The following is a 12,790-nucleotide window of genomic DNA, read 5'->3' as shown; positions in this document are numbered from 1 at the left end:
AAGGCTGTCAACGCATTAACGCGCTGCCCCGTCCGGGGCGGCGCGTGCCGGGGCGGAGCCTCAGCAGGCGTCGCGCATCAGCTGGGCCAGGTCGTGGTCGAGGTCGACGTGGTGGTGCTCCAGACCCAGCGGTACCAGGTCGATCGTGCCCTCCAGGAAACGCCGTACCTCCCCGGCGTGGACGTGCACCACGGCGGTCCCCTCGGGGGCGTGGAACTCCAGGACCAGCCGCTCGTAGCCGTACGGGCGCACGCGTACGTCCCCGTGGCCGACGGACTCCTCCATGCCGGTCACCAGCAGTTCCCGGGCGAAGGTCCAGCAGACCTCGACGCCCTCCAGGGTGGCCGGGGCGGGGAAGGTCATACGGACGGCGAAGGGGTCGCTGCGGTCGTAGTGGAGCGTGGCGGGAATGCTCGGCATCCGCGGCGCGGCGGCGACGAGACGGGCCTCTACGGGCTGCTCGATGACGGTGGACAACGCCTTGCTCCCTCGTGACGTGTGGACAGGCTCCGGAGTGACGGGTGGACGGGCTCGGACGACTGGGGCCGGGCACTGCAGAAGACGCCGGATCGGGCCGATCCGTGCACAGGAGGGCCGAGTGACCTCTGTCACCGAGCCCAATCACCGACGTGATCGATTTCTCGTCCCGTGTTCCCGGCGTATGGGAGAGGACACCGGACGCCGCCCGCCGGTTCCCGGCCGAGGCCATCTGGACGGCACCCGGGCGGTGCACTAGCTTCGCCCGCCATGAGGGGCTTGGGGCAGTCGAGACGGATGAGTCGGACGAGTCGGACGATGGCGACGGGCCTGGCCGCGGCGGCACTCGCCGCCGCCCTGGCGGTGCCCGCGCAGGCGCACGGTGAGGGCCGGCCACCGCATTGGGAGGAGAAGCGGACCGGCACCGAAGCGCGCTTTCGCGGTCTGGCCGCCGTCAGCCGGAACACGGCGTGGCTGGCGGGTTCCGCGGGGACGGTGCTGCGGACCGGCGACGGGGGCAGGACCTGGCGCGACGTCTCACCGCCCGGTGCGGGGGAGCTGCAGTTCCGGGACATCGAGGCGTTCGACGCGCGCAGGGCGGTCGTGCTGGCCATCGGGGAGGGCGAGGCCTCCCGGGTGTACCGCACGGACGACGGCGGCGCGACCTGGACCGAGTCGTTCCGGAACACCGATCCGCGCGCCTTCTACGACTGCCTCACCTTCTTCGACCCCCGTCACGGACTCGCCATGAGCGACCCGGTCGACGGCAGGTTCCGCATCCTGTCCACGAAGGACGGGGGCCGCTCCTGGGCGGTCCTGCCGAACGAGGGCATGCCCCCGGCGCTGGAGGGCGAGGCGGGCTTCGCCGCGAGCGGTCAGTGCCTGGTCTCCTCCGGCCCGCGTGACGTCTGGATGGCGACCGGCGGGGCCGCACGCGCGCGGGTGCTGCACTCCGCGGACCGCGGACTGACCTGGACGGCGGCCGACACAGGCGTCCCGGCCGGCGACCCGGCCCGGGGCGTCTTCGCCCTCGCCTTCCGCGACCGGGCGCACGGCATCGCCGTGGGAGGCGACTACCGCGCCGACCAGCCGTCCCCGCGGGCCGCCGCCACCACCGGGGACGCCGGCCGCACCTGGAGGCCCGCCGCACAGCCGCCGCCCGCCTACCGCTCGGGGGTCGCCTGGCTCCCGCACAGCCGTACGACCGCCCTCGCCGTCGGCCCCACCGGCACCGACGTCACCACCGACGGCGGGCGCACCTGGCGCACGGTCGACACCGGCTCGTACGACACCGTCGACTGCGCGCCGGACCGGGGCTGCTGGGCGGCGGGGGAGAAGGGGCGCGTGGCCCGGCTGGAGAACTGATCGCCCCGGGGCCGGTCCGGCGCCGCGGGACGCCCGCGGCCGCCTGCCCCCGCGCGCCCACGGCGACAGCGGGCCCCGAACCGCCCCGCCGCGCCCGGGGTGCGTACGCTCGTCGGCACCATGACGACCGTACGCACCCCGGCGGGCTGGCCCGCCACCGCAGAGCAGGCCCTGGCCGTGCAGGACGAGTTGCGGGGCCGGGTGGTCCTCGACGAGACCGGGCCGCCGCCCGGCACCGGGTACGTCACGGGCGTCGACGTGGCCTACGACGACGAGCGGGACGTGGTCGCGGCGGCGGCCGTGGTGCTCGACGCGGCGACGCTGGCCGTGGTCGCCGAGGCCACGGCGACCGGGCGGGTGTCCTTCCCCTACGTCCCCGGACTGCTCGCCTTCCGTGAGATCCCGACCGTGCTGGCCGCCCTCGACGCACTGCCGTGCGATCCCGGTCTGGTCGTCTGCGACGGCTACGGCCGCGCCCATCCGCGCCGCTTCGGCCTCGCCGCCCACCTGGGCGTGCTGACCGGCCTGCCCACGATCGGCGTCGCGAAGAACCCCTTCACCTTCACCCACGAGGAGCCGGGCACCCCGCGCGGCAGCGCCGCCCCGCTCCTCGCGGGCACCGAGGAGGTGGGCCGCGCCCTGCGCACCCGCGACGGCGTCAAGCCGGTCTTCGTCTCCGTCGGCCACCGGGTGGGCCTCGACAACGCCTGCGCCCACACGCTCGCCCTCACCCCGGCCTACCGCCTCCCGGAGACCACCCGCCGCGCCGACTCCCTCTGCCGCCGGGCCCTGCGGGAGACGGCCGGCTGAACCCCGGCACCGGGGTGCGAGCGGGCGCCGGAGCACCTCTCGTGCGTCCGTACGGAGCTGATACCTGAGTACGAACTGAGTACGTGTACGGATGCCGGCGCACCGTCATGATCGGCAGGCTGTGCCCCATGACGACGCACCGAGCCCCGAAGCCCGCCCCCGCCCCCACCCAGTCCGTCGAGCGGGTCGTGACGGCCGGGCTGCTGCTCGCCCTGATCGCGGGGCTGGCCTGGATCGCCGGGATGGTCTACACCCTGACCGGATGGGCCCAGTAGGCCCCTCCCGGACCCGCCGGGAGGGACCGGTGCCGCTACCGGGACGCCACCACCCGGAACGTGATGCCCGCCGCGCGCAGCCGCTCGATCAGCGTGTCACCCATCGCGACGGCCGTGGTGACCTGCCCCGCCGTGGCCGGCAGGTCGTCGAGGGCCAGGCACAGCGCCGACTCGGCGAACATCTTCGCCGTCTCGCCGTACCCGGGGTCGCCGCCCGCGACCTCCGTGAAGACCCGGCGCCCGCCGCCCTCGCCCACGAACCGCACCGAGAACCAGCTCTTCGCCCGCTTCTCCGCGCTCGGCCCCTCGCCCGGCTTGAGCCGGTCGCCCAGCCAGCGCCGCACCGGCGGCACCTGGGCCGCGGCGACGACGGCACCGACGAGGGCGACCCCGCCCACCGCGAAGGGCAGCGTCTTCACGGCCGCGTAGTGGCGGTAGCGGAAGTCCGGCCCGTAGCACCGCAGGGCGCGCGCCGAACGCTGCACCACCTGCGCGTCGATGGTCGGCAACGGCAGCGCCCACGCCCCGACCTCCCTGGCGAACCGGGGCCCGCTCACCGGCGCGTACGCCCGGCGGCCCACCGTGCGCGGCTCGTGCCGCTTGCGGTCCTGCGCGGCCGCCATCGTCTGCCGGGCGCGCGAGAACCCGGTGAGGGCCGAGTGGAACGTGCCGCCCGAGAACATCCCCTCGGCGCGCACGAAGCCGTCCACGGTGATCGGTACGTCCTCGGGGAGCTGCCGCACGGTGAAGTACGCGCCCAGGTCGTGCGGTATCGAGTCGAAACCGGCCGCGTGCACGATCCGGGCGCCGGTCTCCCGCGCGCGTGCGTCGTGCCGGACGAAGGTCAGGTCGACGAACTCGGGCTCACCGGTGAGGTCCAGATAGTCGGTGCCCTCGTCGGCGCAGGCGGCCACCAGCTCCTCGCCGTGCGTGATGTACGGGCCGACGGTCGTGGCCACCACACGGGCCTGCCGTGCGAGTTCGCGCACGGCACCCGGGTCCGAGCCGTCGGCCCGGAGCACGCCGATCCCCGCGCCACCGGGCAGCCGCTCGCGCAGCGCCGCGAGCTTGTCCGCGTTGCGCCCGGCGATCGCCCAGCGCAGCCCTTCGGGCGCGTGCGCGGCGAGATACTCCGCGGTGAGTTCCCCGACGAACCCCGTCGCCCCGTAGAGCACGACGTCGTACGCCCGATCCGCCCTGTTCTGCCCGCTCATCGCACCCCTCAGCACTCGCCCACGCGCCGTTGTCGGTCGCTGAGGCTAGCGTGAGTGACGAGCAGCCGAGCGCGCGGGACCCGGAGGTGGCCGTGACCGTACCCAGGAACGCCCTGAAAAGTGGCAGAAGGTACGCGAGTTCGCCCTCGGCATGCTCGGTGCGGTCGCGGAGTTCCCCTGGGGCATGACGGGAGGCCCGTGCCGCCCCCCAGTACCGGGGGCGTGAGCGCGCGGGCTGACACCCCGCCGGGACTCCGGGCACAATGCCCACAATGACTAAGCGTTTGCTCACTCGGGGCTTGTGCCGAGCGGACCCCGTTCCTAACATCACTGGTGTTACATCATGTGTGTCACAGAGCATGGGGGCTCGATGACAGAGGCGAAGACGCCCGGGCACGGCCCGCTCGCCGGTGTGCGCGTGGTGGAACTCGCGGGCATCGGACCGGGACCGTTCGCCGCCATGCTCCTCGCCGACCTCGGCGCCGACGTCGTCCGCGTCGACCGGCCGGGCGGCACGGGCCTCGCCGTGAACCCCCTCTACGACGTGACCAACCGCAACAAACGGTCGGTGCTCGTCGACCTGAAGTCCCCGGCGGGCCCGGACCTCGTCCTCGATCTGGCCGAGCGTGCCGACATCCTGATCGAGGGCTACCGCCCGGGCGTCGCCGAGCGCCTCGGCGTCGGCCCCGCGACCTGCCACGCCCGCAACCCGGCGCTCGTCTACGGCCGGATGACCGGCTGGGGCCAGCAGGGCCCGCTCGCACAGCGCGCCGGCCACGACATCGCCTACATCGCCCCGACCGGCGCCCTCGGCATGATCGGTGCCCCGGACACCCCGCCGCCCGCCCCCGCCAACCTCCTCGGCGACTACGCGGGCGGCTCCCTGTACCTCGTCGTCGGCGTCCTCGCCGCCCTCCACCACGCCCGCGCGACCGGCACCGGCCAGGTCGTGGACGCCGCCATCGTCGACGGCACCGCACACCTCTCCGCGATGCTCCACGGCATGCTGGCGGCCGGACGCTGGCAGGACCGCCGCGCCGCCAACCTCCTCGACGGTGGCTGCCCCTTCTACGGCACCTACGAGACCGCCGACGGCCGGTACATGGCGGTCGGCGCCCTGGAGCAGCAGTTCTACGACGAGTTCGTGGAGCTCCTCGGCATCGCCGACCGGGCCCCGGCCCGCAAGGACGTGGCCGCCTGGGACGAGCTGCGCGCGACGGTCGCCGCCCGCTTCGCCACCCGTACGAGGGACGAGTGGACGGCCGTCTTCGAGGGCTCCGACGCCTGTGTGGCCCCCGTCCTCTCCCTGGGCGAGGCCCCGCACCACACGCACCTCGCGGCCCGGGGCACCTTCACCGACTTCGGCGGCATCACCCAGCCCGCCCCCGCGCCCCGCTTCTCCGCCACCCCCACCTCGGTGCGCAGCGGACCCGCCCAGCCGGGCGCCGACACGGCGGACGTGGCCCACGACTGGGGCATACCGGGACTGACGCGCGACGCCCGCGCCGAGGCGGGCGCGTCGCCGGGCGTCACCGCCGCCGACGCCGCCGCGTCGGACGCTTCCGTCAAGGACACCGCCTGACCCCGGCCCCCGGGCCGCACCCTCCCGCACTGGAAAGGCCAGACTCGTGAGCACCGAAGCGTACGTGTACGACGCGATCCGCACCCCGCGCGGCCGCGGCAAGGCCAACGGCTCCCTGCACGGCACCAAGCCCATCGACCTCGTCATCGGCCTGATCCACGAGATCCGGCGCCGCTTCCCCGGCCTCGACCCGGCCGCGGTCGACGACATCGTGCTCGGCGTCGTGGGCCCGGTGGGCGACCAGGGCTCCGACATCGCCCGGACCGCCGCGATCGCCGCCGGACTGCCGGACACGGTCGCCGGCGTCCAGGAGAACCGCTTCTGCGCCTCGGGTCTGGAGGCCGTCAACCTGGCCGCCGCCAAGGTCCGTTCGGGCTGGGAGGACCTGGTGCTCGCGGGCGGTGTCGAGTCGATGTCCCGGGTGCCGATGGCCTCCGACGGCGGGGCCTGGTTCAACGACCCGATGACCAACCTGGCCGTCAATTTCGTGCCCCAGGGCATCGGCGCCGACCTCATCGCCACCATCGAGGGCTTCTCCCGGCGCGATGTCGACGAGTACGCGGCCCTGTCCCAGGAGCGGGCGGCCGCCGCCTGGAAGGACGGCCGTTTCGACCGCTCCGTCGTCCCGGTCACCGACCGCTCCGGGCTCGTGGTCCTCGACCACGACGAGTACATGCGGCCCGGCACGACCGCCGACTCCCTCGCCAAGCTGAAGCCGTCCTTCGCGGACATCGGCGACCTGGGCGGCTTCGACGCGGTGGCGCTGCAGGAGTACCACTGGGTGGAGGAGATCGACCACGTCCACCACGCGGGCAACTCGTCCGGCATCGTGGACGGCGCCTCGCTCGTCGCCATCGGCAGCGCGGAGATCGGCGAGCGGTACGGGCTGCGCCCGCGCGCCCGGATCGTCTCCGCCGCCGTCTCCGGTTCCGAGCCCACCATCATGCTCACCGGCCCCGCCCCCGCGACCCGCAAGGCCCTCGCCAAGGCCGGGCTGACCATCGACGACATCGACCTCGTCGAGATCAACGAGGCGTTCGCGGCGGTCGTCCTGCGCTTCGTGCGGGACATGGGCCTCCCGCTCGACAAGGTCAACGTCAACGGCGGCTCGATCGCGCTCGGCCACCCGCTCGGCGCGACCGGCGCGATGATCCTCGGCACCCTCGTCGACGAACTGGAGCGGCAGGACAAGCGGTACGGGCTGGCCACGCTCTGCGTGGGCGGCGGCATGGGCATCGCGACGATCGTGGAACGCGTCTGAGAACCCGGCGGAACCAAGAGACTTCAACGGAGACCCCCGCTATGACCGAGAGCACCACCATCCGCTGGGAACAGGACCGCACGGGCCTGGTCACCCTCGTCATCGACGACCCGAACCAGTCCGCGAACACCATGAACCAGGCGTTCCGCGACTCCCTCGCGGTGATCACCGACCGCCTGGAGGCGGAGAAGGACACCATTCGCGGTGTCATCATCACCTCCGCCAAGAAGACCTTCTTCGCCGGCGGCGACCTCCGTGACCTCATCCGGGTCACCCCCGACACCGCCCGGCAGCTGTTCGACGGCGGCCTGGAGATCAAGCGCAACCTGCGCCGCATCGAGACGCTCGGCAAGCCCGTCGTCGCGGCGATCAACGGCGCGGCCCTGGGCGGCGGCTACGAACTGGCCCTGGCCTGCCACCACCGCGTCGCCCTGGACGCCCCCGGCTCGAAGATCGGCTGCCCCGAGGTCACCCTCGGCCTGCTGCCCGGCGGCGGCGGTGTCGTGCGCACCGTCCGTCTGCTGGGCATCGCCGACGCCCTGCTGAAGGTGCTGCTGCAGGGCACCCAGTACAGCCCGCGAGCCGCCCTGGAGAACGGCCTGATCCACGAAGTGGCCTCCACCCGGGACGAGTTGCTGGACAAGGCCCGCGCCTTCATCGACGCCAACCCCGAGTCGCAACAGCCCTGGGACCGGCCCGGCCACCGCATCCCCGGCGGCACCCCCTCCCACCCGAAGTTCGCGGCGAACCTGCCCGCCTTCCCCGCCACCCTGCGCAAGCAGACGGGCGGCGCGCCCTACCCGGCCCCGCGCGCCATCCTCGCCGCCGCCGTCGAGGGCGCCCAGGTCGACTTCGAGACCGCCCAGGTCATCGAGGCGCGCTACTTCGTGGAGCTGGCGGCGGGCCGGACGTCCAAGAACATGATCCAGGCCTTCTTCTTCGACCTCCAGGCCGTCAACTCCGGCGCGAACCGCCCCCAAGGCATCGAGCCCCGCCAGGTCCGCAAGGTGGCCGTCCTCGGCGCCGGGATGATGGGTGCGGGCATCGCCTACTCGTGCGCCCGCGCGGGCATCGACGTCGTCCTGAAGGACGTGACGCCCGAAGCGGCGGCGAAGGGCAAGGAGTACTCGGAGAAGCTCTGCGCCCGAGCGGTCGCCAAGGGCCGCACCACGCAGGACAAGGCCGACGCCCTCCTCGCCCGCATCACCCCCACCGCCGACCCGGCCGACCTCGCGGGCTGCGACGCGGTCATCGAGGCCGTGTTCGAGAACACCGAGCTGAAGCACAAGGTGTTCCAGGAGATCGAGGGGGTGGTGGCGCCGGACGCCCTGCTCTGCTCCAACACCTCCACCCTCCCCATCACCGAGCTGGCCGAGGGCGTCGTGCGCCGGTCCGACTTCATCGGCCTGCACTTCTTCTCACCCGTCGACAGGATGCCGCTCGTCGAGATCATCAAGGGCGAGCAGACGGGAGACGAGGCCCTGGCCCGCGCCTTCGACCTCGTCCGCCAGATCCGCAAGACACCGATCGTCGTCAACGACTCGCGCGGCTTCTTCACCTCCCGGGTCATCGGGCACTTCATCAACGAGGGCGTCGCGATGGTGGGGGAGGGCATCGAGCCCGCCTCGGTCGAACAGGCGGCGGCCCAGGCGGGCTACCCCGCCAAGGTCCTCTCCCTCATGGACGAGCTGACCCTCACCCTGCCCCGCAAGATCCGCGCCGAGTCCCGGCGGGCCGTGGAGGAGGCGGGCGGCACCTGGGTGGAGCACCCGGCCGACGCGGTCATCGACCGGATGGTCGACGAGTTCGCCCGCCCCGGCCGCAGCGGAGGCGCCGGGTTCTACGACTACGGTCCCGACGGCCGCCGCGGCAAGCTCTGGCCCGGGCTGCGCGAGCACTTCACCCGGCCCGGGCACCGGATCCCGTTCGAGGACATGCGGGAACGCATGCTCTTCGCGGAGGCCCTGGACACGGTCCGCCTCCTCGAAGAGGGCGTCCTGACCTCCGTCGCCGACGCCAACATCGGCTCCCTCCTCGGCATCGGCTTCCCCGGCTGGACCGGCGGCGTCCTGCAGTACATCAACGGCTACGAGGGCGGCCTCCCCGGCTTCGTGACCCGGGCCCGGGAACTCGCCGACCGCTACGGCCCCCGCTTCACCCCACCGCGACTGCTCCTGGAGAAGGCGGAGAAGGGGGAGCGCTTCTCCGACGGGTGAGGCGTCCGGCGCCGGGCCCGAGGAGCAGCGGGCGCAGCCCCTGCTCCTCAGGCCCGGGCGGGGGAGGCGGGGCGAGGAGAAGGCCCCTCAGGACTCCGCCGCCCACCCCCGCATCTCCTCCGTCAACGACCGCTGAAAGGTCGTCAACAACGCCTGCACCACCAGTGGTTGCATCCGCGCCGACAACGACCGCGCGTCCTGCGCGTCCCGCTCCGCCACCGCCTCCCGGAACAGCCGCGACAACGCGTACGCGGCGGCCCGCGAGTGCTCGATCAGTACACTGCGCGCGGCCAGGATCGACTCCTCGGACAACGGCACGTCGAGCAGTTCCACCCCGAGCCGCAGCAGCCCGGTGTCCACCCGCAGACCGTCCCCGTCCCGCTCGGCCACGCCCATCGCGAGCAGCCGCTCCACGTCCGCGTCCCCCAGGGCCCGCCCGGCCCGCCGGTCCAGCTCCTCCCGCGTGACCGTCTCCACCGCGTCGGGCGCCCACGAGGCCACCACCGCACGCTGCAGCGCGAGGTCGCGCGGGGTGAGGTCCGGCGGCAGCTGTCCCAGGTAGCGTTCGATGGCCGCGAGGGTCATGCCCTGCCGCTGCAGTTCCTCGATCAGCGCGAGCCGCGCGAGGTGGTCCCGGCCGTAGTGACCGACCCGGCGGGGCCCGATCACCGGCGGCGGCAGCAGCCCCCGGGTGCCGTAGAAACGGACCGTGCGCACCGTGACCCCCGCGCGCGCGGCCAGCTCGTCCACGGTGAGAACGATCTCTGCGGCGCTCTCGACGGAGCCGCCGCCGGTGCTCTCTCCGGTGTCGGTGGTCATGCACAGCAGTATCGCCGTCCCACCGGTGCCGTGACACCTCGGACGGCCGATTGCCGGTCCCGCCCCGAACGGCGGCGTCATGAAGGGGACCACCTCCGTCCGGGGGCGCCACCACGCCGCCGTCCGGCGACGGTGCACGACCTCGGGCACCGCTCCCGAACCGGCGCGCGGTACCGCCGGGACACGAGCGGGTAGGGCACCGGTATGCATCTGCTCCCCATGGACATCGGCCCGCTGAACCCGGTGGTCGCGGAACTCGTCGCCGCGGCGGGACTGTTCGCGCTCGTGTTCGTCTTCTTCGTCCGCATGGTGCCCCGCGTGCAGCGCGTCCTGGACGAACGGGAGGCGGCGACCAAGGGCACGGAGGCGGAGGCGGCAGCCCTGCGTGCGGAGATCGAGGTCAAGCGCGGGGAGGTGGCACAGGTTCGGGCCGAGGCCCGGCACGAGGCCGCCCGTATCCGTCAGCGCGCCCACGAGGAGGGCGCCGCCCTGATCGCCGGGGCCCGTGCCGACGCCCACCGCGCGTGCGCCGACCTGCTCGCCGAGGGGCACGCCCGCCTCACCGAGGACCGCGATACGGCCGAGGCCGAACTGCGTGCCCACGCCCACGTACTGGCCCGCGACCTCGCCGGCAGGATCGTCGGCGAACCGGTCGGGGAGACGGTCCGACCACGGCCCTGAGGATCACGGCCCCCTCGCGGTGGCCCCTTTCCGGCCAGAGCGTGGCCGAAGCCCCGCGAGCACCAAAAGTGCCTCTGTTGCACGGGAGTTGACCGCAGTACCGTCCGCGCATGCGGATACCTGTGCGACGTACACGCTTCACGACCTGGAGATCGCTGGCGACGGCGGCCACGGCCGCCGCTCTCACGGCCTCGTTCCTCACCCCTGCGGTCGCCGGCACTCCGGCCCCCCGCAGGAGCGAACCGGTCTACTCCTACGGCAATGCCATCCGCGAGGCCGTCTGGGTGGACACCGGGCTCGACGCCGACCGCGACGGGAGGAAGGACCGGGTCGCCGTCGACATCGTCCGTCCGAGAGAACCCGCCCAGCGGGGCCGCAAGATCCCCGTGATCATGGACGCCAGCCCCTACTACGCCTGCTGCGGACGCGGCAACGAGAGCCAGCTCAAGACCTACGACGCGGCCGGGAACATCGTCCAGGCGCCGCTGTTCTACGACAACTACTTCGTGCCCCGCGGTTACGCCTTCGTCGCCGTCGACCTCGCCGGCACCAACCGCTCCGACGGCTGTGTGGACGTCGGCGGCCGCTCCGACATCCGGTCCGCCAAGGCGGTCGTCGACTGGCTCAACGGCCGCGGCAGGGCGTACACCACCCGCACGGGCACCAAGAAGGCCAAGGCCGGCTGGACCAACGGCCGCACCGGCATGATCGGCAAGAGCTACGACGGCACGATCGCCAACGGCGTGGCCGCCACCGGCGTCGAAGGTCTGGAGACCATCGTCCCGATCGGCGCGATCTCCTCCTGGTACGACTACTACTTCGCCAAGGGCGCCCCCCTCTACAACTCCGGCCCCGACTGGCTCGCCGACTACGTGGAGAGCCCCGGGGCCCGCGCCAAGTGCGGCGCCGTCCAGCAAAAGCTCGTCGACGGTGCCCCGCGCACCGGCGACTGGACCCCGCTGTGGACCGAGCGGAACTACGTCAAGGACGCCCGGAAGATCGATGCCAGCGTCTTCGTCGTCCACGGACAGCAGGACCTGAACGTCCGCGCCAAGCACTTCGGCCAGTGGTGGGACGCGCTCGCCGCGCAGGGCGTCGAGCGCAAGATCTGGCTCTCGCAGACCGGCCACGTCGACCCGTTCGACTTCCGCCGCGCCGAGTGGGTCGACACCCTGCACCGCTGGTTCGACCACGAACTCCTCGGCTACGACAACGGCATCGACGACGAACCCATGGCCGACGTCGAACGCCACCCGGACCGGTGGCAGACGTCCTCGGTGTGGCCGCCCCGCGCGGCGAAGACCACGACCCTGCGCCCGGGCAAGGGCGGTGCCCCGGGCGTCGGCACCCTCGGCCTGCGCAAGGGCACCGGCACCGAGACCTTCACCGACGACCCGGCGCTGAGCGAGACCGACTGGGCCGCGCACGTCGACCGGTCCACCCCCGGCAAGGCGGGCTTCGTCACCGCCCCGCTCACCAAGGCCCTGCGGCTGTCCGGTTCCGGCAAGGTCACCGTCACGGCGACGCCGACCACCTCCGCCGCCCACCTCTCGGCGGTCCTCGTCGACCTCGGCCCGGACACCATCCGCGACTACGCCGCCGCCGGTGAGGGCATCACCACCCTCACCGAGCGCACCTGCTGGGGGCCGAGCACCACCGGCGACAGCTCCTGCTTCCGGGAGACCCGGGCGAAGACCGCCGACGTCGACTACACGATCTTCAGCCGCGGCTGGGCCGACCTCGGCCACCACGCCTCCGGCACCGGAGCCCCGCTCACGCCCGGCACCCCGTACACGATCACCCTCGATCTGCACGCGAGCGACCACGTCGTCCCGGCGGGCCACCGTCTCGCGCTGATCGTCGCGGGCACCGACAAGGACCTCATCGACCCGCCCGCCGGCACCCCGGCCCTGACCATCGACCTCCGCAAGACCTCCGCGAAGGTCCCGCTGGTCGGCGGTGCCGGAGCCTTCGAGCGGGCCACCACCGGCGCCACGGCCGCCCCCGGGGCCATCGTCCTCGACGGCGTCCGCGACCCGGGCCGTGCCGCCCGCGTCCCGGGCGGCACGAAATGAGGGCCCGGATCGCGG

The 12,790-nt window shown here is 73.4% G+C and carries 11 protein-coding genes; 8 read left to right on the top strand and 3 right to left on the bottom strand.

Annotation, left to right across the window (positions count from 1 at the left end; translation table 11 throughout):
- Positions 1 to 60: 60 nt before the first annotated feature.
- On the bottom strand, positions 61 to 477 hold the full coding sequence (ssgD, locus tag SCAB_RS06380; protein ID WP_012999230.1) for a spore wall synthesis regulator SsgD: 417 nt from the start codon (positions 475 to 477) through the stop codon (positions 61 to 63).
- A gap of 318 nt (positions 478 to 795) precedes the next feature.
- Between ssgD and SCAB_RS06375 the strand changes: the two genes are divergently transcribed.
- From SCAB_RS06375 to mmpA, 3 genes are all read left to right on the top strand, one after another.
- Positions 796 to 1,842: a WD40/YVTN/BNR-like repeat-containing protein gene (locus SCAB_RS06375; RefSeq protein ID WP_012999229.1), complete on the top strand. Its 1,047-nt coding sequence runs from the start codon at positions 796 to 798 to the stop codon at positions 1,840 to 1,842.
- 120 nt (positions 1,843 to 1,962) lie between these two features.
- A complete protein-coding gene (locus tag SCAB_RS06370) occupies positions 1,963 to 2,652 on the top strand; it encodes an endonuclease V (protein ID WP_037725510.1) in 690 nt (229 codons plus the stop codon).
- 128 nt (positions 2,653 to 2,780) lie between these two features.
- Positions 2,781 to 2,927 carry a morphogenic membrane protein MmpA gene (mmpA, locus tag SCAB_RS47525; RefSeq protein WP_162471715.1) on the top strand — a complete coding sequence of 49 codons (147 nt, stop codon included), beginning with the start codon at positions 2,781 to 2,783 and terminating at the stop codon, positions 2,925 to 2,927.
- 35 nt (positions 2,928 to 2,962) lie between these two features.
- Here the strand turns inward: mmpA and SCAB_RS06360 are convergent, their stop codons facing one another.
- Positions 2,963 to 4,141, bottom strand: a complete 1,179-nt coding sequence (locus SCAB_RS06360) for a saccharopine dehydrogenase family protein (protein WP_012999226.1) — start codon at positions 4,139 to 4,141, stop codon at positions 2,963 to 2,965.
- A gap of 370 nt (positions 4,142 to 4,511) precedes the next feature.
- Between SCAB_RS06360 and SCAB_RS06355 the strand changes: the two genes are divergently transcribed.
- The 3 genes from SCAB_RS06355 to SCAB_RS06345 are packed head-to-tail and all read left to right on the top strand — an operon-like array spanning position 4,512 to position 9,200.
- Positions 4,512 to 5,723 (top strand): CaiB/BaiF CoA transferase family protein, encoded by a 1,212-nt coding sequence (locus SCAB_RS06355; protein WP_012999225.1) that lies wholly within the window; start codon positions 4,512 to 4,514, stop codon positions 5,721 to 5,723.
- 46 nt (positions 5,724 to 5,769) lie between these two features.
- Positions 5,770 to 6,984 carry an acetyl-CoA C-acetyltransferase gene (locus SCAB_RS06350; protein ID WP_012999224.1) on the top strand — a complete coding sequence of 405 codons (1,215 nt, stop codon included), beginning with the start codon at positions 5,770 to 5,772 and terminating at the stop codon, positions 6,982 to 6,984.
- 41 nt (positions 6,985 to 7,025) lie between these two features.
- A complete protein-coding gene (locus SCAB_RS06345) occupies positions 7,026 to 9,200 on the top strand; it encodes a 3-hydroxyacyl-CoA dehydrogenase NAD-binding domain-containing protein (protein ID WP_012999223.1) in 2,175 nt (724 codons plus the stop codon).
- An 87-nt stretch (positions 9,201 to 9,287) separates the two neighbouring features.
- Here SCAB_RS06345 and SCAB_RS06340 read toward each other — a convergent pair whose 3' ends face one another.
- Complete coding sequence (locus SCAB_RS06340) at positions 9,288 to 10,019, bottom strand: MerR family transcriptional regulator (RefSeq protein WP_012999222.1); 732 nt, start codon at positions 10,017 to 10,019, stop codon at positions 9,288 to 9,290.
- A 204-nt stretch (positions 10,020 to 10,223) separates the two neighbouring features.
- Between SCAB_RS06340 and SCAB_RS06335 the strand changes: the two genes are divergently transcribed.
- Both SCAB_RS06335 and SCAB_RS06330 read left to right on the top strand, forming a co-directional pair.
- The gene (locus SCAB_RS06335; RefSeq protein ID WP_037725451.1) at positions 10,224 to 10,700 is read left to right on the top strand and encodes a F0F1 ATP synthase subunit B family protein; all 477 of its coding nucleotides are present in this window, start codon (positions 10,224 to 10,226) and stop codon (positions 10,698 to 10,700) included.
- 110 nt (positions 10,701 to 10,810) lie between these two features.
- Positions 10,811 to 12,775 (top strand): Xaa-Pro dipeptidyl-peptidase, encoded by a 1,965-nt coding sequence (locus SCAB_RS06330; protein WP_012999220.1) that lies wholly within the window; start codon positions 10,811 to 10,813, stop codon positions 12,773 to 12,775.
- Positions 12,776 to 12,790: the final 15 nt, after the last annotated feature.

Origin of the sequence: Streptomyces scabiei 87.22 (genome assembly GCF_000091305.1) — a bacterium.
GTDB classification, from domain to species: domain Bacteria; phylum Actinomycetota; class Actinomycetes; order Streptomycetales; family Streptomycetaceae; genus Streptomyces; species Streptomyces scabiei.
The sequence above is the reverse complement of the archived record's forward strand: the minus strand, read 5'-3'. Positions and strand labels throughout refer to the sequence as shown.

Excerpts from the sequence above, each read along its gene's own strand:
- SCAB_RS06375 (WP_012999229.1), top strand. The coding sequence starts at position 796 with ATGGCGACGGGCCTGGCCGCGGCGGCACTCGCCGCCGCCCTGGCGGTG.
- SCAB_RS06370 (WP_037725510.1), top strand. The coding sequence starts at position 1,963 with ATGACGACCGTACGCACCCCGGCGGGCTGGCCCGCCACCGCAGAGCAG.
- mmpA (WP_162471715.1), top strand. The coding sequence starts at position 2,781 with ATGACGACGCACCGAGCCCCGAAGCCCGCCCCCGCCCCCACCCAGTCC.
- SCAB_RS06360 (WP_012999226.1), bottom strand. The coding sequence starts at position 4,141 with ATGAGCGGGCAGAACAGGGCGGATCGGGCGTACGACGTCGTGCTCTAC.
- SCAB_RS06355 (WP_012999225.1), top strand. The coding sequence starts at position 4,512 with ATGACAGAGGCGAAGACGCCCGGGCACGGCCCGCTCGCCGGTGTGCGC.
- SCAB_RS06345 (WP_012999223.1), top strand. The coding sequence starts at position 7,026 with ATGACCGAGAGCACCACCATCCGCTGGGAACAGGACCGCACGGGCCTG.
- SCAB_RS06340 (WP_012999222.1), bottom strand. The coding sequence starts at position 10,019 with ATGACCACCGACACCGGAGAGAGCACCGGCGGCGGCTCCGTCGAGAGC.
- SCAB_RS06335 (WP_037725451.1), top strand. The coding sequence starts at position 10,224 with ATGCATCTGCTCCCCATGGACATCGGCCCGCTGAACCCGGTGGTCGCG.
- SCAB_RS06330 (WP_012999220.1), top strand. The coding sequence starts at position 10,811 with ATGCGGATACCTGTGCGACGTACACGCTTCACGACCTGGAGATCGCTG.